This is a genomic window from Geobacillus sp. CAMR5420, from assembly GCF_000691465.1.
Taxonomy (GTDB): domain Bacteria; phylum Bacillota; class Bacilli; order Bacillales; family Anoxybacillaceae; genus Geobacillus; species Geobacillus thermoleovorans.
On sequence record NZ_JHUS01000043.1, the window covers coordinates 15090 to 37861 of the forward strand.

Here is a 22772-nt window from a genome sequence, read left to right on the forward strand (position 1 = left end):
TTGTTTTATACCTTATATGCGGTAAAAGTAAATAAGAAAGGGTGTCCCGATCCTTTTGGGACACCCTCACCTCTTTTACGCCAAAATCCCCTCAATTTTCTCGAGCACATCTTCGCTGAGCACGACATCGACCGCTTTGACGTTCTCTTCGACTTGTTCCGGACGGCTGGCGCCAATTAAGGCGCTGGCGACGTTCGGCTGGCGCAGCACCCAGGCGAGGGCGAGCTGGGACAACGTAATGCCAAGCTCAGCCGCGATTTTTTCGAGTTGTTCCACTTTCGTTAACACTTCGTCATTGAGCAATCCTTGGATAAACGTATTCGCTCTTGGATCAGCGGCGCGGCTGTCAGCCGGCAACGCTTGACCTCGTTTGTATTTGCCGGTCAGCACCCCTTGGGCGAGCGGCGAAAAGACGATTTGACTGATGCCGTTTTGTTCGCACACCGGGATGACTTCCTTTTCAATATAACGGTGAAACATGTTGTATTGCGGCTGATTGACGACGATCCGATCGAGCAAGTAGCGGTCGGCCACGCCGAGCGCCTCTTGAATTTGCTGGGCCGTCCATTCGCTCACGCCGACATACAGCACTTTTCCTTGGCGGACGAGATCATCGATCGTACGCAACGTCTCATCGACCGGCGTTTCTTTGTCATAGCGGTGGCAGTAGTAGATATCGACATAATCCAGTTGCAGCCGCTTTAAGCTCGCATGGAGCTGCTCAAACACATGCTTGCGCGACAGGCCGCGGTCGTTCGGGCCGTCGCCCATCGGCCAAAACACTTTCGTCGCGATGACATACGATTCGCGCGGATATTTGCGCAGCGCCTCGCCGACGATTTTTTCCGCTTCCCCGCGCGCGTAGACGTTCGCTGTGTCAAACGAGTTGATGCCAAGTTCGTACGCCTTGTCAATGACGCGGATCGCGGTTTCTTTTTCCACCGAATTTCCATATGTAAGCCAGCTGCCTAAACTAATCTCACTGACTTTCAGCCCCGTGCGGCCGAGTTTTCGATACTTCACCTTCGCTCCCCTCTCCTTTTGACGGCAATCAATGCCAAATTCTTCATGTCCTCATTATAATCCTCGATCGCTGATTTGCAAAGAGATTTGCCTTACTATTCAAAAAATGACTTCCCCTTCTTTGCGTCCATCATCGTCTTTTTCAATCGATTCACAAAATTTTTGTAGATTTCCGTAGATTTTCGTAGATGCGCATTTACAATCAATTCGAAAAACATTCACAAATTTGTCACAAAGGAGGGGGGCTATTGATTTATTTCCACCAAGTCAACAAATACTACGGCGATTTTCATGTGTTGAAAGACATTAACTTGACGATCAACCAAGGGGAAGTCGTCGTCATTATCGGGCCATCCGGTTCGGGCAAAAGTACGCTCGTGCGCTGCATCAACCGGCTCGAGACGATCTCAAGCGGCGAATTGATCGTAGACGGCATCAAAGTGAACGACAAACACATCAACATTAACGAACTGCGGCGCAATATCGGCATGGTGTTTCAACATTTCAACTTATACCCGCACATGACCGTCTTGCAAAACATCACGTTGGCGCCGCGCAAAGTGCTCGGCATGTCTGAAAAAGAAGCGAACGAGATCGCCATGTATTACTTGGAGAAAGTCGGCATTCCGGACAAAGCGAACGCCTATCCGTCCGCGCTGTCCGGCGGCCAGCAGCAGCGCGTCGCCATCGCCCGCGGATTGGCGATGAAACCGAAAATCATGCTGTTTGACGAGCCGACATCAGCACTTGACCCGGAAACGATCGGCGAAGTGCTCGATGTCATGAAGCAGCTGGCGAAAGAAGGGATGACGATGGTTGTCGTCACCCACGAGATGGGGTTTGCCCGCGAGGTGGCCGATCGCATCGTCTTTATGGATCAAGGGCGCATTTTAGAGGAAGCGCCGCCTGAGGAGTTTTTCGCGGCCCCGAAAGAAGAACGGGCGCGCGTCTTTTTAAGCCGCATTTTAAACCATTAATTCCGGTCAATCAAAGGGGGTTTTGTTCATGAGAAAGAAAGCATGGAAATGGTGGATCGCCGTCGCCTTGACGGCCTTATTGAGCGCTGTTGCTTTAACGGGCTGCAGCACAACGGACAAAGGAGAAGGCGGAACATCGTCGGAAACCGCCAAAGCGACCAATACGCTTGAAAAAATTAAACAACGCGGCAAACTCATCGTTGGCGTCAAATATGATTTGAACTTATTCGGGTTGAAAAACCCGGAAACCGGAAAAGTCGAAGGATTTGACATTGATATTGCCAAAGGGCTGGCGAAAAAAATTCTCGGTGATGAAAACAAAATTGAATTGAAAGAAGTGACGTCCAAAACGCGCATCCCGATGTTGAACAACGGGGAAATTGATGCGATCATCGCGACGATGACGATCACCGAGGAACGGAAAAAAGAAGTGGATTTCTCGGATGTGTACTTTATGGCCGGGCAATCGCTGCTCGTCAAAAAAGACAGCCCGATCAACAGCGTGAAAGACTTGAAAAAAGGCATGACGGTCTTGACGGCGAAAGGCTCGACATCGGCGGAAAACATCCGCAAAGCGGCCCCGCAAGTCAACGTGCTTGAATTTGAAAACTACGCGGAAGCGTTTACTGCATTGAAAGCGGGCCAAGGCGATGCGCTTACGACCGACAACGCGCTGCTTTGGGGGATGGCCAAACAAGATCCGAACTATCGCGTCCTGGATGAAACGTTCACCGAAGAACCGTACGGCATCGCCGTCCGCAAAGGAGACAAAGAACTGCTGCAAGTCATCAACGAATACTTGAAAGAAATTAAAGAAAACGGCGAATACGATAAGATCTACGAAAAATGGATCGGCAAAAAGCCGCAACAATAACAGGCGAAACGGTGGGCGGAACAATATCCGCCCACCTGTTTGCCCAAAGGACAGGCCATGAGTCAGCGAGGAAAGGAGGCGTTTAGCCTTGTTGCGCTATTCTATTTTAGTTGAACATTGGGATTTGTACATGCAAGGGTTTGGCCATACGATCAAGGCCAGCGTGCTGGCGCTGATCGGCAGCTTGGCCCTGGGGACTATCATCGCCATTTTCCGCATCGCGCCGATTCGCCCGCTCAATTGGATCGGAACGGCGTACGTGGAATTTATCCGCAACATCCCGCTTGTGTTGATCGTCTTTGTTTTTTTTATGGGCTTGCCCGCCGTCGGCATCCGGTTTGACTCGTTTACCGCCGGAACGCTCGGACTGATGGTGTATACCGCTGCTTTTATCGCCGAAGCGATCCGCTCGGGCATTCAAGCCGTTCCGAAAGGACAAATGGAAGCGGCCCGTTCCTCCGGGTTGACCTACTTACAGGCGACGCGTTACGTCATCTTGCCGCAGGCGGTGAAAATCGTCATTCCGCCGCTTGGCAACCAGTTCATCAACTTGGTGAAAAACTCTTCGGTGCTTGGCGTCATCGCCGGATTGGATTTAATGTATTACGGCGACTTGATTTCCTCGAAAACGTTCGTCACCTTTGACGTTTATATTTTCGTCGCCTTGTTTTACCTCGTCTTAACGATCCCGCTCAGCCTTGGCGTCGGCTACTTAGAGCGCCGGCTGCTCAAGGCGCGGTAGGAAAGGAGGCCAAATGATGGATTTTGCCGGTGCTTACGCGCCCGCCCATTTGAAGTTTTTGCTTCAAGGGTTTCTCGTCACATTGGAAGTGGCGTTCATTTCGATTGTCTTGAGTTTTGTCTTTGGCATTATCATCGGGGTCATTCGCTATACGAAAATCCCGGTGCTTTCCCAATTGCTGGCCGTGCTGGTCGAAACGATCCGGAATTTGCCGCTGTTATTAATCATTTTCTTTACGTATTTCGCCCTTCCGGAAGTCGGATTAAAGCTGGATAAACTATACGCCGCCATTTCGGCCTTGGTCATTTTTGAATCGGCCATGTTGTCGGAAATCGTCCGCAGCGGCCTGCAGTCAATCGATAAAGGACAAATCGAAGCGGCTCGCTCATCGGGGCTTACGTATGGGCAGACGCTATGGTACATCATTTTGCCGCAAGCATTGCGGCGCATGGTGCCGCCGATCGTCAGCCAGTTTATTTCCTTATTGAAAGATACGTCGCTCGCCATTGTCATTTCCTTGCCGGAATTGATGAACCATGCGCAAATCATTAACGGCCGCAACGTCAATTTTGTCATCCCGATTTTCATCCTGGTGGCGTTCATGTACTTTATCGTCAACTATTCACTGTCGCTCGTTTCGCGCCGGTTGGAATACCGCCAGCGATAAGGAAACCGTATCCCCTTTTTTCAGCTGGGGCATACGGTTTTTTCTTGCCATTCGCTGCACCGCTGGCTCCCTGAGCGTCCATTTCCATCACTCGTTGAGGCGTCAAAAGGGGAATGAATATTTTTCACGAAAATCACCCGTTGTTTCCGCTTTCCTGTTATATAATAGAATTGGAGATTCGTTCACGACTTTCACAAAGGCGGTGACGTCCACTGACACCAGCAAAAAAAGAACCGCTTTGGCTCTTGTTGCTTTTGCTTTCGGCTGCCGCGTTTCTAGGCGAAATGAAAATGAACCCGTTTGACAGCCCGTTTCGCGTCTCGCTCGGCAGCGCTGTCTTTTTTCTCGGGCTTGTCGCCTTTCGCTCCCTTTCGCCGTTTGTCATCGGCGCCAGCACGGGAGCAGCAGTCGTTGGATTTCGCGTCTTTCTGGACTCGTTGACCGGAGAAATGTCGACTTCTGAGAGTCTGCTGACCCATCTCCCGGCAGCGGGGTATTATATCAGCTTTTCCATGATGGCGGCTGCTGTTCGGTTTCGCCAACGAATGGCCGCACCGATTCAGGCTGGAACGGTTGGAGCAGCGCTCGACTTTTTGGCGAACACCTGTGAACTAGCGATCCGATATGGGATGGGCGAGCCGTTTGCCCTAAGCGGCCAAACGATCATCGTCTTATGGTTGTTCGCCATTTTGCGCAGTTTTTGCGTGATTGGCGTTTACAATATGTGGGTGACAAAGCATGTCCGTTCACTCGCTGAAGCGAGAAAGCAAGAACTCGAGCGGCTCATGATGGTGAGCAGCGGATTATACGAAGAAATGTTTTACTTGCAAAAATCAATGGCTCTCATGGAAGACATGACGCGCCAAAGCTATGACCTTTACTCGCGGCTGATCGAAAGAAAACACGTTGAACCGCGCGTCGCCCTGGAGCTTGCCGAACATATTCACGAGACGAAAAAAGATATGCAACGCATTTTCGCCGGCCTTTCTAAGCTTATCGGCCGCCAATCGGTGCGCGGGCGCATTTCGATTGCCGAACTGTGCGCCATGGTCATTCGCGCCAATGAAAAATACGCCAACTTATCCGGAAAAACGATCACATTTTTGTACAACGGCCATATCGATCTCATGACCGACCAACTGTATCCGCTTCTTTCCGTGTTGAACAACTTGGTATCGAATGCCGTCGAGGCGATTGAGAAAACGGGCGTCGTCACTTTGCATGCACGTCTTCGCGGAAACGAGTTAATCATCGAAGTGGAGGATACCGGCCCCGGCATTGCGGCTGATGACATCACTTGGATTTTTCAGCCCGGATTCACAACAAAATACGACCGCCAAGGCAATCCGTCAACAGGCATCGGTCTTACCCATGCACGCGATATCGCCCAAACACTTGGGGGGCATCTACAGCTCGTCAAAAGCGAGCCGGGGCAGACGGTGTTTCGTCTTGCCGTGCCGACAGCCCGCCTCCTGCAAGACACACCGTCCGCCGCCGAAATGTTCTCCGATCGCAACGCCGATCGGCAAGGAAATGCCGTCATATAGGCAAGTCAAGGAAGGGAGAGAACGGGAAGATGGGGCTCCGTTTTTTTCTAATCGAAGATGACCCTGTTGTCAGAAAGATGCTTGAAAAATTAATTCATGAATCCGGGCTCGGTGAGGTGGTCGGCTGTGCCGAAGATGGACTGCACGTTCGCGCGGCCGACTTGCTTCACGTGGATGTGGTGCTCATTGACTTGTTAATGCCGGGGCGTGATGGCATTCAGACGATCAAGGCGTTGCGGGAAGAAGGATTTGCCGGAACCTTTATCATGATTTCTCAAGTTGAAAACAAAGAAATGATCGGCCAAGCCTATTTGCATGGCATTGACACGTACATTCAAAAACCGATCAACCGCTATGAAGTGCTGTCCGTGCTGAAACGCGTCGCCGATCACATGTCCGCCGTCCGCTCGCTCGAGTCGATCCGCCAGGTGCTCAAAGGGTTTGAGACGCAAACGGCCGATGCCGCCGTCTCCAAACCGTCCGCCATTGAGCAACAGGCGCAACAGCTTCTGCTTCTTCTTGGCGTCGCCGGCGAGGCGGGCAGCGCGGATGTGCTTCTCGTGGTGCGCTGGTTGGCCGAGCAAGAAGCAAAAGGCCTTCCCGTCCGCGAACTGCCGCCGCTGAAAGAACTGTATGCAGGACTCGTCCAGCGGGAATACGGCCTGTCCCCGACTGAAACGGCCAAGGAAGCGCGGGCGATGGAACAGCGCATCCGTCGGCTCGTCTTGCAGGCGTTCACCCATCTCGCTTCCCTCGGCCTGACTGACTACACGAACCCGACGTTTGAGCATTTCGCACCTAGGCTGTTTGATTTCGGTGACATCCGTCGACGGATGAAAGAGCTCGAACGCGGCCAAGCTGAGACGGAATGCCGGATGAATGTGCGGAAGTTTTTAACGGCTTTTTTTCTCGAGCTGAAGCGCGTCTAGAAAGTTGGTGATTTAGTGAAGAAGGCTGATGGCCCCGCCTATTTTTCAATTAGAGAAACCTTGCCGGACGGGCTTGCGATTCTGATCCAACGCCGTTGATTTGCGCGCGACGCCCCGTTTTTCACTAGGCTTCTAGGGGTGGGGAATCCACCATCCCCTTCACTTCACGACCCGCAAATGCGAAAAACTTGGAACTCGGGATGATGAAGTTGCGTTTCCTGTTAAATGGCCAGTCTTCTACATGATGATGGGGCTGCCTTTAGGACAGGTCAACCTTTTTCATTCCTTATGCCAACTGCGCCGCTCTTCGCTAGCAACGAATGAGACAAAACGAACGACGCTCGCTTCGCTTGTGTCAGCCGCCTGAGCCAGTTCTTTCGTCGTCATATTCGGCACGAGCTCAGCATGATCGAGAATGTAGGCGGCTACCTTTTTTTTTCCGCCGGTGAAAACCGTTCCATTTGCTGTTCAATTTTCGTTAAAATGCCAAGTTCATTCATCTTTTTTCTCCCTTTCCGTCCACCGTTTCATATTCATCTTATCATGGATGGGCGTCTGTTCTTCACGCCAATAAAAACTTTAATAAAAAATATTTGAATTCGAGATATATGTTTGCTATGATAATGATGTGAATATGAATCGTATGACAAGAGGAGGAAAAACGATGACAACATTTCAACTCGACAAAGCGCACAGCTCTGTCGCCTTCCAAGTGAGACATATGATGATCTCCAAAGCGAAAGGGGAATTCACCAACTTTGACGTTGAGGTGCAAGGCGACATCAACGAACTCGAGTCGCTGAACGTGAAAGCGACGATCGACGCCGCCTCGATCGATACGAAAAACGCCGACCGCGACAATCATCTCCGCTCGGCCGACTTTTTCGATGTCGAGAACTATCCAACCATTACGTTTGTCAGTGAATCCGTGCGCAAGCTTTCCGACACGGAATATGAAGTGACCGGGAAGCTGACGATCCGCGGCGTGACGAGAACAGAAACGTTCAAAGTCGAATACAACGGCCAAGTGAAAAACCCGCTCACCGGCGGCATCTCGGTCGGTTTTGATGTCGAAGGAACGATCAACCGCGAAGACTACGGGTTGGTATGGAACGTCGCGCTCGAAACCGGCGGATTCCTCGTCGGGAAAGAAGTCAAAATCCTCGCGAGCTTTGAATTCGCTCTCAGCTGAACGACCAAGCAACAAGCCCTTAGCCATTTGCGAGGCTAAGGGCTTATTGCGCTTCATTGCGCCGTATACCCGCCATCGATCACGACCGCCTGGCCGGTGATTCCTTTCGCTTGTTCGCCTGCCAAAAAGAGAACATAATGGGCGACTTCTTCAACGGACAAGAGCCGCCGCTGCGGCACGAGCGGGTAAATCACTTCCTCGAGCACCTTCTCAAGCGGCACCTTTCTCGTCGCCGCCAAATCAGCGAGCTGATTGCGGACGAGTTCTGTGTCGACATACCCCGGACAAAGTGCGTTCACCGTAATGCCGTACGGTGCCCCTTCTAGCGCCGCCACTTTCGTTAAGCCGATCACCCCGTGTTTTGCGCTGTTGTAGGCGGCTTTTCCGGCAAACCCGATCAATCCGTTAATCGACGCCATGTTGATAATGCGGCCGTAGCGCTGCTCCTTCATCAGCGGAAACGCATGCTTAATGGCCAAAAACGGGCCGACGAGCATGACGCGGATCAACTGCTCGAACTTCTCGGTCGGAAAGTCTTCAATATTGGCGACATATTGCAAACCGGCGTTGTTCACGACAATATCGAGACGCTCCCACCGTTTGACCGCTTCATGGATCGTTTGTTTCACCTCTTCTTCCGCCGTCACATCACACTTGACGCCGACGGCCTCGCAGCCTAGCTGCCGCAACGACTCTGCCGCCTGTTCCACCTCTTCCTGCTTCAAGTCGGCAAGCACGACGTTCACGCCGTTGGTTGCCAACGTTTTCGCCACTTCATAACCGATCCCCCGCGCCGCTCCGGTGACGAGGGCTGTGCGATGCGCCATCATTCCCCTTCCCCCTGCTTCATCTGGTTATACACCTCATCATACTGCTTCGCCAAGTCAAAATCGAGCTTCGTCAGCCCTTTCGCCCGCCATGAGGACAGTTTCACTGTAATGAGCTTGTAGTCGATCGAAATGAACGGGTGGTGGTTTGTGTTTTCCGAAATCGCGGCGATTCGCCGAACGAACTCGATTCCTTGCAAGTAGTCTTGAAAACGGTATTTTTTCACAATCCACCGCTCATCGACCAGCTTCCAGCCGTCCGCTTTTTCAAGCAGTGCTTGCACTTCCTCTTCCGTTAACCGCACCGTTATCCCTCACCCTCTATATTTTGAAATATGCCAGCCAGCGAAACCGTCAAATCAGCGAACAAAAACGAGACGAGCACATCGCCTTCGCCAAAGACGCTCCGCTTCTCATACCCTTTTTCGCCGCGGCCGTACACTTCCACCGTTCGATGCAGCGGATCCACGATCCAATATTCCTTGACGCCAAACTGTTCGTACAACATATACTTTTCGTTTCGATCTTTCAACGCTGTACTTGGCGAAAGCACTTCCACTACCAAGTCAGGCGGACCATCGCAGCCTCGGCTGCCAATTTGGCTTTGATCGCAAATGACGGAGATATCTGGTTGCACGACATGCTTCGCCTGTTCATAGTCCGCCTGCTCATCAAGGCGTACATCAAATGGCGCCATGACAACCGTGCATCCTTTTTCACGAAAAAATGCCCGCAAAGCGACATACAATTCACCGACGATAGACTGGCGGACAAATGAAGGGGCCGGTGCCATGTTGTAGGGCACGCCGTTGATCAGCTCCCACCGTCCGTCCCACTTGACATAATCTTGATACGTATACCGTTCCTTTTGCCGCTCGGTCGGCTTCACGTCCATTCCCCCACCCGCTTGCTTTGCCCCTATTATACCATCGGACATCCGCGGCCGTCATACAACTCAAGAGCTTGCTCCTCAAAAAAGAGCCATCCGGTCGAGATGGCTTTTTCGCAAAATACTAGTTTTAAGGCCGCAAGCTCGCCAACTGCTCGGCAAGTCGCAAATAAAAGGCGCGAATATCAAATGACGGATTCGGGTCAACGCCGATGATTTCCAAATGGTCGACATTGTACGTTCCCATGTCATTCCAAACCCCTTTTTTCAACGCCCCGTCATACGGTACGATCCGATCACTTGATCCACGCTTTGGACCGTTCATGGAAACCGTATTGACAATGCCATCGTTTTCAAGCCAGCGGTCGTCAATGCCGAGCGTCGGATTGCGGTACGAACCGAGAAACGGAGCGCATACGACCGCGCTGAATGCATTCATTCCGAGTTCGGGATAATAGTTGCCTGTGAGCGCTCCGCGATACGTCCGTTCTGTGGCAAAGCTCAAATAATACGTATTCGGGCTTGCTTGCACCCATTGATTCAACTTCTCAGCTCCGGAAACGGATAAATCGTAGCGGGCGGTATCTGTCGACGTCCAAACAGGGGAGCGCTTGAGCCGTTCAAAATAATGGTCGAACGATTCACCCGGCTGGCGGCGCAGTCCCCATTGGTCGAGCTTAAAATCGTATACTTGACTCGTGTACGGCACGTTGCTGGCGACAGCCGCCGCTTCCAACACCGCTTTTTGCAAGTCAAAAAAGCGATCGGTGAAATCAACCATGTTGACAAGCGTCGTCCCGTCATGAGGAGTGGCGATGGTCGTCACACTCAACACAACATGATGTCCACCTTCAAACAACGGTGACAACGACACGTTGTGCGCCTTGGCGTACTCCCGCTCTTCTTGGCTTCCGTTCTCTAGGAGCGAGACAAGCATGCGGGCCGTCTGCCCCCCTTGGCTGTGGGCGATGATATGGATGCGGCCACCCCTTTTCAATTCCGGCAACAGGCCGGGATAAGTGCGGCCAAACCGCGCATGGCCGTGCTTCGCCGCATGGGCTGCCCCATAATCGACCGTCCCGCCGACAAGCTGAGCATACGCTTCACACGCCCGGTCCCAGTTGCTCGAGAGCGGTCCGACCGCCAGCGTATAAGTTCGATAACCGTTGTCGTTCAGCCATTGTTCGATATCGCCGCGCACGCCGCCCCAGTACTTGAACCCAAACATTTCTTCTCTTCCCCAGCCAGTAAAGCCATGGAGAAGTACAATCGGCGCATCGTTGGCGCGTGAAACTGCCGCTTCAGCTCGCCCTCCCGGGACCGATAGGCCGAATACAAGCCATAATCCGAGCAACACAAACATAACCCGACAGCATTTCATCACGCTCTCCTTCTCCTCCCCTCGAATCGACTGAACCCCTTTATTCCGAATTACCTGAATATTCTATACTAAATAATCAGGCTATTCAATCCCGGCAATTGTCGGGTTTTCTGATGAGGGAAAGAGAAAAATGCACTTTTGTGCCGTCATATTTCGTTTCTCGCCGACAGCGAGAGGGTGATGCACTATGTCATGGCAGCGTTCCATCACCGCCTCGTACGGACGGTTGGCTAATCCACAAACGGTCCGAACTTTTGCTCGTAATGGGCGAGCGCCAACAGCGGAAAAATGTAGCGGTAGCCATGGTAATGGATGTAAAAGGCGCCGGCCATCCCTTGTCCGACCGGGTACGAGGCGGTCCAATCCGGGTGATGAAGCATACGGACTAGGGCGCGAACGCCGGCTTTCATTTCCGGGGTCGGCCGCTCGGCGGCAGCGATCAGTGCATCGAGCGCCCAGGCGGTATGGACCGGCGTGCTGGCGCCAAGCGGCACATACGTCTTGGCTTCGTCGCTTTTGCACGATTCACCCCAGCCGCCGTCATCGTTTTGGATGCTCAACAACCAACGGACCGCTTTTTGCATCGCCGGGTGATCGATTGGAACGCCGACGGCTGAGAGCCCGGTCACCGCCGCCCATGTGCCGTACACATAGCAAATCCCCCAGCGGCCGTACCACGCGCCGTTTCGTTCTTGATAGCTTAGCAGCCAGTCGACAGCGCGGGCGGCGGCGGGGTGGTCTTTCGTGATCCCGGTGAATGTTCCGAAATATTCGAGCGTCCGCCCGGTGAGGTCAGCGGTGGATGGATCCATCAGCAAAAACTCCGCCCCTTCGATCGGTAAATACCGCCAAAACCGTTTGCCTACGTTCTTTTCAAACGCCGCAAACCCGCCGTCATTGTTTTGCATCGAAAACAGCCATCGATTCGCCCGGTCCCACGCATGGCGGAACGCTGTCTCTTTCGCTGCCGCCTGGCGGATGGCGCGCAGCGCGGCGGTCGTATCGTCGACATCCGGGTTCATCGTATTCACATCGGAAAATCCCCAGCCGCCCGGTACGCCGTACGGGTTGTGCACCGCCCAGTCGCCGTAGCGAATGTGCTGGCGCGACAACAAATAGCGGTTCGCTTTCTCAATCGTCCGGTCGGTCGGCGGCACGCCCGCTTCCTGCAGCGCATAGCTCGCCAACGCCGTATTCCAGACGGAAGCGGTTGTATATTGCATATGCGTATGCCCATCGATTTCGGTTCGCAGTGAGCGCAAACCGCGAACAGCTCGGACAATATGCGGGTCGTCTTTTGGATAACCAAGCGCGAGCAGCGCAAAAATGAACAAAAACGTCGAACTGAAGTAGCTGTACAACGTTCCGTCCGGCTCAATATGATCAAACATATAACGGACGGCGCGTCGTTTGGCGGCATCGTGCAGTTCAGCCGGAAAACCGATCAACGCTCGCTTGATGTATGACCATAGCGCCCGGTTTTCCGGCAGCCGCCAACCTCCACGGGAAGCGGCCAAATCACACAAGTCTGGGCTTTTCGCCGTTTTCCTACTGTACCGTCGCTCCGCGGCGACGAGAAGCGGAATCATGTTCGCTCTTCCGTACACGGAAAGGTCATACATATTGAGCGGAAACGACGGGGGAAGAAGGAAAAATTCAAGCGGCAGCGGAAACCGTCTTGGCCACGGGTGCTGTCCAGTCAATGCGAGCATCACTTTCGTAAACAAGTGGACGCGTTCTAAGCCGCCCATTTCCAAAATGCGCATTTTTGCCTTTTGCATGTGCGAGTCGATTTTTTTTTCGATATCCAGAGTAAAGCAAGGCATAATACGCCTCGGTTGTCGCCGTCACGTTGCCGTCGCCTTCATCGGTAAACAACTTCCACGCCCCGTTCGCTTCCTGTCGGCTTTCGATCCGCTCGACGAGCGCCTGAATCAACGGTTCATCATCGATTCCGAGCGTCCGCAATAAAATGATCATATAGGCGTCTGTCGAAATGCCGGTTTCAAACGGAAACCGCCACGATCCATCAGCCGCTTGCGATTGTTTGAGCGCATCGATGAGCGCGCGCCGTTCATCGTCCACTATTCATCGCCTTCCTTTTTCGAAAATCTGCTTCTTTCCATATTTATTCGATTCGCAAACCCGCGATGCGCCAAGAGGGGGATTCATCATGCGTTGCCGAAAACGAAAAACCTCGTCTCTTCCCCTTTCTCTCGTTGATCTTTATCGAGAGCCGAAGAAAAAGAGAAAGAAAGGAGCAACAACGATATCAGAACGCGATCTAACGGCCAAAGAGCAGCAGCTCATCCGCCGCATCCAGGCGGTCATGGCGGAACAAAACGAAAACAATGTCACCCGGACAGCGGCTTACCTTGCGTTTTACTTGCGCCATCGCGAAATCCATTGGGCGTTTTTAGGGCATATGGTGTCGCGCAACGGCGGCTGGAATATGACTGACTTAAAAGGGGAATTGCTCATGAGGCTGCTCTCGGAAGAGGAGCGACGGTCGTTTTTCGCCTTTTTGGAGCGCGGCAATTGGCTCATTTTTCAAGACATTTATCCACAGTTTTTGCTGTATGAAGAAAGCCAAAAGTACGGCCGACCGCTCTTTTATTTATTGCCGTATGTTGGCGTTTCGACGTTTATGGAAACGATATGGAACCATTTTTGGCACCGCGGCGATCTGTACACGTTGGCCATCGCCCTCGTGATTAACGAACAAAGCTATTTGGAACGACGAGTCATTCAACATCCCGTATTTCAGCAAACCGTTTTTCAGACGCTCAAATTTCAACTACAAGAGCTGCTCCATTTCAATCACATCTTGTTCCCGCATGACGACGGCCAAGGCGGCACCGCTTTGATCGGTCAAACGCTTCATCAGTTTGAGTCGCTCCATGAACGCATTTTGCTTGGCAAACGGCTGTACTCGATTTTGTTTGACAATGAAGAAACGCTGGAAAATGCGGTGCGCTGGGCTGTCAGCCATCCGCATACCGGTTCGCGCAAAGATTATTGGCCGCACTTGTTTAACGATGTGTGCGAATCGTTTCCAAGGGAACCGTACCGCCGCCGCGTCCGCGACTGCCAAATCGTTCCCGGCGCCCCGCGCCTGTACAGCCCACAGCTTCGTCACGCGTGGAAAAACGTCGTCCATGAGGCGGCCGAACCTGGCGATTGGTTTACAGATCCGCACGTCGTCCGCTATCTTGTTAAACCGGAACAACGGATCAATGGGGAGATCGTTCATGCGTATTGTGAAACACTTGAAAAAATCGAACTGGCGATCATCGCCAAAAACGCCTTCTTCCACGCGCGCTAGGCGCCGCGCCTATCTTGCCTCGGCGCTGCTTTCCTCTTGGGCCGGGACGTATTTGGATTTGTATTTCACCGGAAAAGGGGTGTACGTCTTTCCGAAGCGCCCGTTTCCATCCCTCTTTTCGATCGATATTTTCTTTACGATGGTGGTTCTTCCGCTATGCACCGTCTTGTTTCTTTGCCTGATGGAGCGGCTTGGCCGCCTCGGACGCATTGGCTTGATCATCGCATCGGCCGCATTGATGGCAACATTCGAAACGAAAGCAGAAGCGTACGGCTTGTTCGTTCACGCCGCTCTGTGGAGGCATTCGTATTCTTTTGCTGGGTATGGCGTATTTCTCGCCGTCATCTGGAGCTTTTATCGCCGGTTTCAACGGATTGACTAGCATCGATGCGCATAAACAAGCGGCTGACAAGCCACGATAACAACGAAACGAACTGTTGGCGAAAATAGGACGAACTGTTGTTGAGTAGGAGGAACCTGTTTGAAAAGAAAACAAGCCGCTTTCTTGTGCTCCGTCATCATTGCCATCGGCGCCGTTCTAATGGCTAGGACAGCGACGAACGGAGATGCAGCCAAAGCAAGACGGGGGACGACCATTGTCATCTATTTGGCCGGCGACTCGACGGTCGCCGCCGCTCCCCGCTCCCGCGCTCCCCGGGCCGGATGGGGGGAAATGCTTGGCAATTGGTTTGATGACAATGTCATTGTGAAAAATATGGCCGCTTCCGGCCGCAGCGCGAAAAGTTTTGTCGAAGAAGGACGGCTCTCCCGCATTTTGCGGGAAATGAAAAAAGGGGATTACTTGTTCATCCAATTCGGCCACAACGATGAAAAGGTGAACGATCCGACGCGCCACACCGAGCCGTTCACCACCTATCAAGCGTATTTGAAACAGTATATTGACGGCGCCCGCGCCAAAGGGGCGACTCCTGTTCTCATCACCCCGGTCGAGCGGTGGCGCTTTTCTGTCGACGGACGAGCGCTCAACTCGCATGGACTTTATCCTGCGGCCATGAAGGCGCTTGGGGAGAGAGAGCACGTGCCGGTTATCGATTTGACGGCAAAAAGCAGACAACGGTTTGAACAGCTCGGTCCGGAGCGGACGAAACGGTGGTTTTTATGGCTCGCACCGGGCGAACATCCCAATTACCCGAACGGCATCAGCGACAACACCCACTTTCACCAGCGAGGGGCGAAGGAAATCGCCCGGCTCGTCGTGGAAGGAATTGTCGAACTCAACCTTCCTCTTCGCCGCCACCTCATCCGTTCACCGGAACGGGAACATGCGCCAAGCCGCTAACCCGGCTCAGCCCTGTCCCTCCACCGCAGCAGATCCATCGCCCATCCGCGAACTGATGGCGCCGGCAACGCCTTTCTTTGGCTTGCTGCCGGTGCCCGTCCGATCCCGGATGAGCAATCTTTTTGGCCCTTCACTCCCTCGCCCGACGCCGCTGACCGCCTACCGGGCGCTTTCGACAAACGACGCCTGACGGCCCGACGACAAATGATACGTTTTGTCCAGCAGGCGATGGTACATCGACGCGAGCACTTGCTGAAACAGCATGCCAAGCACAACCGGCACGCTCACCGGCGGCGGAAAGTAAGTCATCGCCAGCACCGCGCCGGCGCTGATGTTGCGCATGCCGCCGGTAAACGTCAGCGCAATGATGTCCGGCGGGGCAAATTTCAACCAGCGGGCCGCCATCCAAGAAAGGAAATAGCCGGAGCCCGCAATCACGAAGACGAGAAACGCCATGAAAACCAAGCGAGCGTCAGCATGACCAAAATACGGAGCGACAACCGCGCTATTGATCATGACAACAAGCACAAGCGCCAGTTTGGAAAATGGCGCCAATCCCCCCGCCAGCCGTTCATTCGCGCGGCCGGACAACCGCTCGCTGACCAACATCCCGCCAAGCGATGGCAAAATAATCATGAAAAACAACCCGAGCACCATTTGCCAAACGTCGATCTCGACCGCGCTTCCCGCAAACAGCAGCAACGTCAGCGGCACAACGGCCGGCGACAAAAACGTATCAATCAAAATGACGGACAGCGCCAACGCCAAGTTTCCCCGTCCGATCGACACCCAGATGAAGCTCGTCACCCCGGTCGGAATGGCCGTTGCCAACACAAATCCGATCACCGTCAACCGATTGTGGCCGAAAAACAAATGCCCAAGCCCAAACGCCCAAAGCGGGATGACGAGGTGAAGCAAACATAACGCCGCTGCGATCGGACCAGGGTGGACGAACGCCTCTTTCAAATCAGCCAACCGCAGCCGCAAACTGCCGCTAAACGTCATAAACGCAAACAGCCACGGCACAAGTTCGGCATAATCGTGCAACTCTTTAGACAGCCATAAACCGATCGCCACGCTCGCCGGCGTCAGCAGCGGCAACACCTTCTCAAGCCGGCGGTTGATCGATTGCCACATTGGTTTCATCTCCCCATCTCGCCTTCAAGGACGCGTTCGCATTTCCTATGCCTACATTTTTCTATTATACACCGTAGCCGTGCAAAGAGAAGCACAAAACCGAATTGTCTCAACATACAAAAATTCCAGCTGTTTTCCGTATGGCAGACGACGATCATGATTCATATACGAACACGCCGTTCCGCTCATCTTTTTGTACTTGGCCAATGGACACTAAATACTCCAAATGCGCCAACGTTTCCGCCACCGCAAACCGCCATTGGTGCGCCGTCAGCGGCTTATGGCCGAACACAAGATCGGCGATGTCATAAGCGGTGCGTCCCTTTTCTGTCAACGCTTTCATTTTTTTCAGCCGGTGCTCATGATGGCGGAAAATATCGCTGACCCGCTCGTGAAACTGGTGGATGACAGCGCCATGGGCAGGCAAAGCTACATCTATATCAAGAACCTCCACATTGCGCAACGAAGCGAAATATTGCTGCAGCGGGTTCGGGTGGGCTCCCGGCCATACGCTGATGTTTGGGGTGATGCGGTCGAGCACGTGATCAGAGACAAGCAGCTGGCGCGACTCTGGCTGATAAAAACTGATCAACCCATCGCTGTGCCCCGGAACCGGAATGACGGTCCATTGCCGTTGGCCGAGCACAATTTCATCGTCAGCCAACACTGTTAGTACAGGAAACGGACTGACGCGGAGCGACAACTTCTCCATACTCTCTTCGATGTCCGCCACAAGGTCTTTCGGGACGCCGTGGCGGCGAAACAGCGCAGCCACTTCGCTCGCCTGGCGACTCTCTTCCCCCCACACTCGTTCCGCCATCGCATAATCAGGCTCACTGATCCATACAGGCGCTTCCGTTTGTTGCTGCATCCACCCAGCCAGGCCGAAATGGTCCGGGTGAAAATGCGTGATGTAAATGGCGCGAACGTGCCGCGGCTTGATTCCAAGTTGCCGAAACACTGCTTCCCAGGCGCGAATCGCCTCAGGATAGCGAAAGCCGACGTCGACAATGCTCCATCCATCCGTTTCTCGGCATACATAACAATAAACATGCTTCATCGGAAATGGGACTGGGATCGGAACGCGGTACATTTCATCTCCTATCCGCTCCATTTCAATCTGCGTCATCCATTCTCTCCCCTTTTCTTTACATCAACACCTCTTTTTTTCACCAAACAACAAAGACAACTTAGTTTTATTTTATATTTCTGAATATTTAGTTAACAAAAATATTATGCTACAACCCTTCATCTTTTTCAACTTTGAAAACCATGGTTCTAAAACAAAGAAGGCGCCCCTCCATATAATCGGGGCACCTTGTTAAGATCATCTTATATAGATCCAATACTAGGCCAATATACAGCGAGTCGCTGTATTTTATTATTTTGGATTTTTCTGATCGTTGATCTGCCAAGAAGCCATTTCTTCGGCAAACTCCGCCGCAGCAGGCTGCATCGTTCCCATCCGCCGGCTCATCCAGCGGTTGAGGCCGCGAATCACGTTTCGCATCGGTCCTTGCGTCATCGGCGCCATGCGTCTCCCTTGTCTCGCCCCCAACATCGCGGCTGCCACCGCTCCTAAGCTTACGCTGACGAGCGTCCAAATGGCGTTATGGTTTCTTCGTCGTCTAACAACCCCCAACCATGGATTCCACAACTCGCGGCCGCGCTGAACGCGGAACAGACGGAATAAGCGATCCATTGTACCTCCACCTCCTTTTGCTCGACAGCTCCCGTTCAACGGTTAGCATACGTTGCCTCTAAAAAGTCATACTTGGAAAACATTAGATGTAAACAGGGAGGGTGTTCTATATAAAAATTTCCATATATTTCACTATTTTCGTCCCTTTCATGTCCCTATATACTGAATTCGTATATACAAACAAACGGAGGTCACGACATGAAAAACATCGTTCCTTTTGCCTTGGCCGCATCCATAGCCACTGTATGGCCAGCTTCAGCGTTCGCCATTGAACGCAACGATCCAGCTTTAGAGCAGTATTTAAATGAAGCAGGGATCACAGTCGAAGAGCTGGAAAATTATTTGGACTATGAAGGCTATTCGCTCGATGAGTTTGACAGCGTGGACGAATTGCGCCGTGAGTTCGGCGAGCCGCTCACGGAAGAAAATTTAGCTCAGTTGCTCGCCAAACACGGATTGACCGAACAACAGCTTCGACAAATGCTCATCGACAATGGAGAAATGGAAGAGTCACAGGCCATTACTGATGTGTTTTTATTTTACAATGATCTGGAAGAATATATCGAACTGTTTAAAGATTACTCCGTTCCGATCACTGATGAAACGCTGGCCGCCTTTCTAAACGAACGCGGAATGACAAAGGAAGAGCTCATCGCCCTTCTTGATCGGCACGGCGAATCGTTGGCCGATTACCACTCGATCGGCGAGCTGAAAGATATCGTCGATTATTATCGAAATTTGACGCCGTTGACCGAAGAAACATTAAACAAATTTTTACAAGAAATTGGCATGACGAAAACGCAATTGGAAAAACTGCTGTCTAAAAACGGCGATTCGCTTGACAATTATGCGACGGTCGAGGAACTGTCGGAGGCCGTCATCGACTACTTGCTTCCGGATTTAGACGAGCTTGGTTTGACGGACGCAGAGTTGGAAAAGCTCTATCACCATTTTGAATCGCTTAATATGGAAGATCCACAATTCGCCGAGAAAATGGAAGAAATCGGTCAACGGCTTGAGGCGATCGGTGCGTACGATTTTACAAGCGTTACGGAGTTATCGCCAACGCAAATCGCTGAGATCGCCAATGTATGGACCGACCTGCTTTCCACATTTCAGCTGGAAGCGAAGTTTTATTTGACAAACGGTGGCGAGAAAAAGCCGCTCAGCCTGTCGACGCTGCTGACAATGGAATCAGCGAACGGCTACGATTTGCTTGTTGAAATTTACAGCACCGAAGGCGAGCTGCTGGCTGATTTTGTCGTGACCGAAGAGATGTTTGCCTCCGACATATTCGATGAAATCGGCGAAGACTTGCAACAGAGCGGCCAGGCAGCGAAAATCGAAAAAGTGGTGAAATCGGCGCCGCCGAAACCGCTGAAGCGGACCGAAGCCGGAGCGAAACTGCCGAAGACGGCATCCCCGTATGCCGCTTATATGCTTTTTGGTTTGACCTTCATCGGTGCCGGCGCATTCCTTGCCCGCTTCCGCCAAGGAGTTGAGACGAAATAAATGAACCGGAAACGGCTCGTGCGCTTTTTTGGAGCATGCTTGATCGCAGCTGGAATCGCCGTAGCCGCCGTTAGCGGCTTGAAGTGGAAAAACGGCCTCGAGGCGGTCAAACCGCTGTCTGTTGAAATAGAGAGACAAACAGGCGATGCGCCGATGCAAATCCAAAGTTCACTCTACCCAAAACAGCCCAAAATCGGCGAACAAATCGGCGAACTCATCATCCCGAAGCTCAACATGAGCCTAGCGATTTACCACGGTACAGATGAAAACGAGTTGGAAAAAGGGGTCGGCCATTACGCCGGCAGTGTCCTGCCAGGAGAGGCGGACAACTGCGTGCTTTCTGGCCATCGCGACACGGTCTTCCGCCGTCTTGGCGAAGTCGGCCAAGGCGATCTCTTGATCGTCCGTACGTCCGCCGGCACATTCACCTATAAAGTGCGCAAAGTGCGCATCGTCGACGCCGACGACCGGACGGTCATCGTTCCAAAGCCGAAAGCGACACTCACCGTTTCCACGTGCTATCCGTTCCGCTACGTCGGCCCTGCTCCGCAGCGGTACGTGCTCGTCGCCAACTTAATCAATGATCGCTCTTAACCTTGCAAAAAGCGAAAGGATGGCCGAAACAAGGGCCATCCTTTTTTACTTCACTTCGTACGCGGTCCAAGTCGGCTTTTTGATTTTCGCCGACAGCGAGACAATTTTCCGTTTCACTCGGGCTGCTTCCCCTCCCGCTAACGGCATCGGCTGGTAGTTGTTCCTTGTCGTCACCGATGAAATGCGAAACGGGATGACGCGGATTTCTTTTTTGGCCGTCCGCTTGCCGTTTTGAAAAGAAAACACCTGCTGGAAAACAAACGTATCTTTGTCGCTCGGGTTTTTGTTTCCGCCAAACATAAAATTCCCTAAACTGTAGACAATAAATTTGCCTTTGTACTCCTCGATCCCTTGCACGACGTGCGGGTGATGACCGACGACCAAATCGGCGCCGCTGTCAATCGCAAAGCGGCCGAGCGCCTTTTGCGTGCTGTTTGGCACATAGCTTCGTTCCACTCCCCAATGAAAATGAACGAGGACGAGATCGGCTCCTTGGTTCCGCAAGGCGCGGATGTCACCAGCAATTTGTTTGCGCAGTGCACTTGTACTGCTCCAGCCTTCATAACCAAGCGCTCCAATTTGAATGCCCTTGACCGTTTTCAACAGCCGAAGCGTCCGGCCGAAATAACCGACCTTTTCTTTTTTCAGACTGGCGATCGTATCTTGATACCCTTTTTGCAAGTAATCGTATGTATGATTATTGGCCAGATTCACCGCATCAATGCCGCCATAAGTTAAGATTTTCGCATAACTCGGGTGGCCGCGAAAACGAAATGTCTTGCTTGCCTTCCGCGTCGAGGTCGTCAGCGTCGTTTCCAAATTGACGGTCGTAAAATCGTCCTTTTTGAAGATCGGCTCAATGTATTTCGTAAAATAGCGCAAGCCGTGCTTCTTCGCTTCTTCATCAAACGAATACGCATAGCCATAATTTTCATCGCGCCCGAGCGTCACATCGCCCGCCGCGCTGATGGTGATGCGCACTTCGTTCGAGTTCGGCGCCGCTTGTTTGGCAGAGGCTGACGCTATCACCATCTTATCGATCGGACTCGGCAGCGGCGGATGCTCGATGGTTTGCCCCGCCGGTTCATTTGGCGCCGCCAGCACTTCCTCGGCGCCGCGATCAGCTGCGTTGCCGCAGGAAAATAAAAAGATCGACGCCATACACAGAAGCGCCGCGTTTTTCCCCTTCGTCCATCCGTTCATGCTCCCTCTCCCATCCATCTATTTTCTTCAAACTGCCAAAACTTCTGCTAATGACGTATTCAACACACCCCCTCTTTATCCCTTTTCTTTCCCTCAATTTAGGAATGATGGCCTAGCCAAGCCATGATATAATGAGCTTGCAGGCGTTTCCCCTCTATTTCCACATCTCGGACTCCTCACGTTTCATGATTGAAACGCCCCAAGCAAAATCCCCTCTCGATAGGGAGGTTTCTTCATGGAAGGGCTGTTGCGGCAGTTAACCACACTTGTTCAAGGGCTTGTCGATGACATGTCCGTCCTGAAGCAAGACATGCAAACGGTGAAGCAAAAATTGGGCCAACTTGAACAACGAATGGACAAACTGGAACAACGGATGGACAAGCAGGAAGAAGAGTTGCGCTGGCTGAAAGAGCAGATGAAAGAAAACACGGACATGATCAAAGCGATCCGCGACAATCAACTCGAGCAGCACAGCATTCAAGACGGCATGCGCCATGAAATCGCCAGCCTCCGCGGAGAAATGGCCGGCATTCGCGAGCAGATGGCCACAAAAGACGATCTTTCCCGCCTTCGCGAGCAAATGGCGACAAAAGAAGACATCTCCCTCATTCATCAGCGGCTTGATTATCAACTTGGCCGCATCGCGAAAGTGGAGGAGGAGATGTATTTGCTGAAGAAAGTAGATTGACACTCCACACGCTTAAAGGCATGGGATTCTTGGATCGTTTGCGTCCTCATCCATTTCTGGTTCGGACAACGCCCAAGTTTAGGGGGGTGTCATCACCCCGTCCCATCGGGTTAGGATGTACCCCATGGGCGGCGCACCTGTGACCAGTGCGCCTGCTAGTACGACATAGACTCCTGCAGCAAACGTGATTCCTTGCATAAGAGAGAAGACAAGAAAATTGACACCGCCGCTTAACTCCTTCTCGGTGAACTACCCCCACTTAA

At 52.5% G+C, this 22772-nt stretch carries 22 protein-coding genes and 2 pseudogenes; 13 read left to right on the forward strand and 11 right to left on the reverse strand.

From position 1 onward, the window contains the following. Positions 1 to 75: 75 nt before the first annotated feature. Entirely contained in the window at positions 76 to 1023 is a 948-nt protein-coding gene (locus DI44_RS06915; RefSeq protein WP_013523972.1) for an aldo/keto reductase family protein, read from the reverse strand. Between the two features lie 248 nt (positions 1024 to 1271). Between DI44_RS06915 and DI44_RS06910 the strand changes: the two genes are divergently transcribed. The 6 genes from DI44_RS06910 to DI44_RS06885 all read left to right on the forward strand — a co-directional run bounded on the left by DI44_RS06910 (position 1272) and on the right by DI44_RS06885 (position 6759). Further along, entirely contained in the window at positions 1272 to 2000 is a 729-nt protein-coding gene (locus DI44_RS06910) for an amino acid ABC transporter ATP-binding protein (RefSeq protein WP_013145090.1), read from the forward strand. 28 nt (positions 2001 to 2028) lie between these two features. Then, positions 2029 to 2874: a glutamate ABC transporter substrate-binding protein gene (locus DI44_RS06905; protein WP_033025577.1), complete on the forward strand. Its 846-nt coding sequence runs from the start codon at positions 2029 to 2031 to the stop codon at positions 2872 to 2874. 88 nt (positions 2875 to 2962) lie between these two features. Further along, positions 2963 to 3616, forward strand: a complete 654-nt coding sequence (locus DI44_RS06900; RefSeq protein ID WP_033025579.1) for an amino acid ABC transporter permease — start codon at positions 2963 to 2965, stop codon at positions 3614 to 3616. 16 nt (positions 3617 to 3632) lie between these two features. Further along, positions 3633 to 4283: an amino acid ABC transporter permease gene (locus DI44_RS06895; RefSeq protein WP_033025580.1), complete on the forward strand. Its 651-nt coding sequence runs from the start codon at positions 3633 to 3635 to the stop codon at positions 4281 to 4283. Positions 4284 to 4573: 290 nt separating this feature from the next. Then, positions 4574 to 5830, forward strand: coding sequence for a sensor histidine kinase (locus DI44_RS06890; RefSeq protein ID WP_241766384.1), 1257 nt, complete (start codon positions 4574 to 4576; stop codon positions 5828 to 5830). Positions 5831 to 5859: 29 nt separating this feature from the next. Next, a complete protein-coding gene (locus tag DI44_RS06885) occupies positions 5860 to 6759 on the forward strand; it encodes a response regulator (RefSeq protein ID WP_033025581.1) in 900 nt (299 codons plus the stop codon). 327 nt (positions 6760 to 7086) lie between these two features. Here DI44_RS06885 and DI44_RS19735 read toward each other — a convergent pair. Then, positions 7087 to 7259, reverse strand: a pseudogene (locus DI44_RS19735) (MurR/RpiR family transcriptional regulator); the annotation flags it as partial. A 164-nt stretch (positions 7260 to 7423) separates the two neighbouring features. On the opposite strand from DI44_RS19735, the gene DI44_RS06880 reads away from it, so the two are divergent. Then, positions 7424 to 7951 (forward strand): YceI family protein, encoded by a 528-nt coding sequence (locus DI44_RS06880; protein ID WP_014196045.1) that lies wholly within the window; start codon positions 7424 to 7426, stop codon positions 7949 to 7951. 53 nt (positions 7952 to 8004) lie between these two features. Here the strand turns inward: DI44_RS06880 and DI44_RS06875 are convergent, their stop codons facing one another. The 5 genes and pseudogenes from DI44_RS06875 to shc all read right to left on the reverse strand — a co-directional run bounded on the left by DI44_RS06875 (position 8005) and on the right by shc (position 13136). Then, positions 8005 to 8781: a 3-hydroxybutyrate dehydrogenase gene (locus DI44_RS06875; protein WP_021322426.1), complete on the reverse strand. Its 777-nt coding sequence runs from the start codon at positions 8779 to 8781 to the stop codon at positions 8005 to 8007. Then, positions 8778 to 9083: a 4a-hydroxytetrahydrobiopterin dehydratase gene (locus DI44_RS06870; protein WP_014196047.1), complete on the reverse strand. Its 306-nt coding sequence runs from the start codon at positions 9081 to 9083 to the stop codon at positions 8778 to 8780. Before DI44_RS06870 ends, DI44_RS06875 begins: the two co-directional genes overlap by 4 nt. A 2-nt stretch (positions 9084 to 9085) precedes the next feature. Next, positions 9086 to 9673, reverse strand: coding sequence for a Uma2 family endonuclease (locus DI44_RS06865; RefSeq protein WP_023633585.1), 588 nt, complete (start codon positions 9671 to 9673; stop codon positions 9086 to 9088). Positions 9674 to 9797: 124 nt separating this feature from the next. Further along, on the reverse strand, positions 9798 to 11048 hold the full coding sequence (locus DI44_RS06860; protein WP_033025583.1) for a lipase: 1251 nt from the start codon (positions 11046 to 11048) through the stop codon (positions 9798 to 9800). Positions 11049 to 11278: 230 nt separating this feature from the next. Beyond that, positions 11279 to 13136: pseudogene (gene shc, locus DI44_RS0117150) on the reverse strand (squalene--hopene cyclase). 85 nt (positions 13137 to 13221) lie between these two features. On the opposite strand from shc, the gene DI44_RS06855 reads away from it, so the two are divergent. From DI44_RS06855 to DI44_RS06845, 3 genes are all read left to right on the forward strand, one after another. After that, positions 13222 to 14373, forward strand: coding sequence for a DUF2515 domain-containing protein (locus DI44_RS06855; RefSeq protein ID WP_033025584.1), 1152 nt, complete (start codon positions 13222 to 13224; stop codon positions 14371 to 14373). Then, positions 14300 to 14755 (forward strand): CBO0543 family protein, encoded by a 456-nt coding sequence (locus tag DI44_RS06850; RefSeq protein ID WP_033012777.1) that lies wholly within the window; start codon positions 14300 to 14302, stop codon positions 14753 to 14755. The genes DI44_RS06855 and DI44_RS06850 overlap by 74 nt, the downstream gene beginning before the upstream one ends. Positions 14756 to 14854: 99 nt before the next feature. Further along, positions 14855 to 15673: a rhamnogalacturonan acetylesterase gene (locus DI44_RS06845; protein WP_033025586.1), complete on the forward strand. Its 819-nt coding sequence runs from the start codon at positions 14855 to 14857 to the stop codon at positions 15671 to 15673. A 159-nt stretch (positions 15674 to 15832) separates the two neighbouring features. Here the strand turns inward: DI44_RS06845 and DI44_RS06840 are convergent, their stop codons facing one another. From DI44_RS06840 to DI44_RS06830, 3 genes are all read right to left on the reverse strand, one after another. Then, positions 15833 to 16810 (reverse strand): bile acid:sodium symporter family protein, encoded by a 978-nt coding sequence (locus DI44_RS06840; RefSeq protein ID WP_033025588.1) that lies wholly within the window; start codon positions 16808 to 16810, stop codon positions 15833 to 15835. A 154-nt stretch (positions 16811 to 16964) separates the two neighbouring features. Continuing rightward, on the reverse strand, positions 16965 to 17939 hold the full coding sequence (locus DI44_RS06835) for an MBL fold metallo-hydrolase (protein ID WP_033025591.1): 975 nt from the start codon (positions 17937 to 17939) through the stop codon (positions 16965 to 16967). 252 nt (positions 17940 to 18191) lie between these two features. Beyond that, positions 18192 to 18512: a hypothetical protein gene (locus tag DI44_RS06830; RefSeq protein WP_033025592.1), complete on the reverse strand. Its 321-nt coding sequence runs from the start codon at positions 18510 to 18512 to the stop codon at positions 18192 to 18194. 198 nt (positions 18513 to 18710) lie between these two features. Between DI44_RS06830 and DI44_RS06825 the strand changes: the two genes are divergently transcribed. Together DI44_RS06825 and DI44_RS06820 are read left to right on the forward strand one after the other, a co-directional pair. Next, positions 18711 to 20024 (forward strand): processed acidic surface protein, encoded by a 1314-nt coding sequence (locus DI44_RS06825; RefSeq protein WP_033025593.1) that lies wholly within the window; start codon positions 18711 to 18713, stop codon positions 20022 to 20024. Continuing rightward, positions 20025 to 20618, forward strand: a complete 594-nt coding sequence (locus DI44_RS06820) for a class D sortase (protein WP_033025595.1) — start codon at positions 20025 to 20027, stop codon at positions 20616 to 20618. Between the two features lie 45 nt (positions 20619 to 20663). Here DI44_RS06820 and DI44_RS06815 read toward each other — a convergent pair whose 3' ends face one another. Continuing rightward, complete coding sequence (locus DI44_RS06815) at positions 20664 to 21821, reverse strand: CapA family protein (RefSeq protein WP_033025596.1); 1158 nt, start codon at positions 21819 to 21821, stop codon at positions 20664 to 20666. 235 nt (positions 21822 to 22056) lie between these two features. Here DI44_RS06815 and DI44_RS06810 point away from each other — a divergent pair, with 235 nt between their 5' ends. Next, positions 22057 to 22509 carry a hypothetical protein gene (locus tag DI44_RS06810; RefSeq protein ID WP_020754266.1) on the forward strand — a complete coding sequence of 151 codons (453 nt, stop codon included), beginning with the start codon at positions 22057 to 22059 and terminating at the stop codon, positions 22507 to 22509. Positions 22510 to 22772 lie beyond the last annotated feature (263 nt).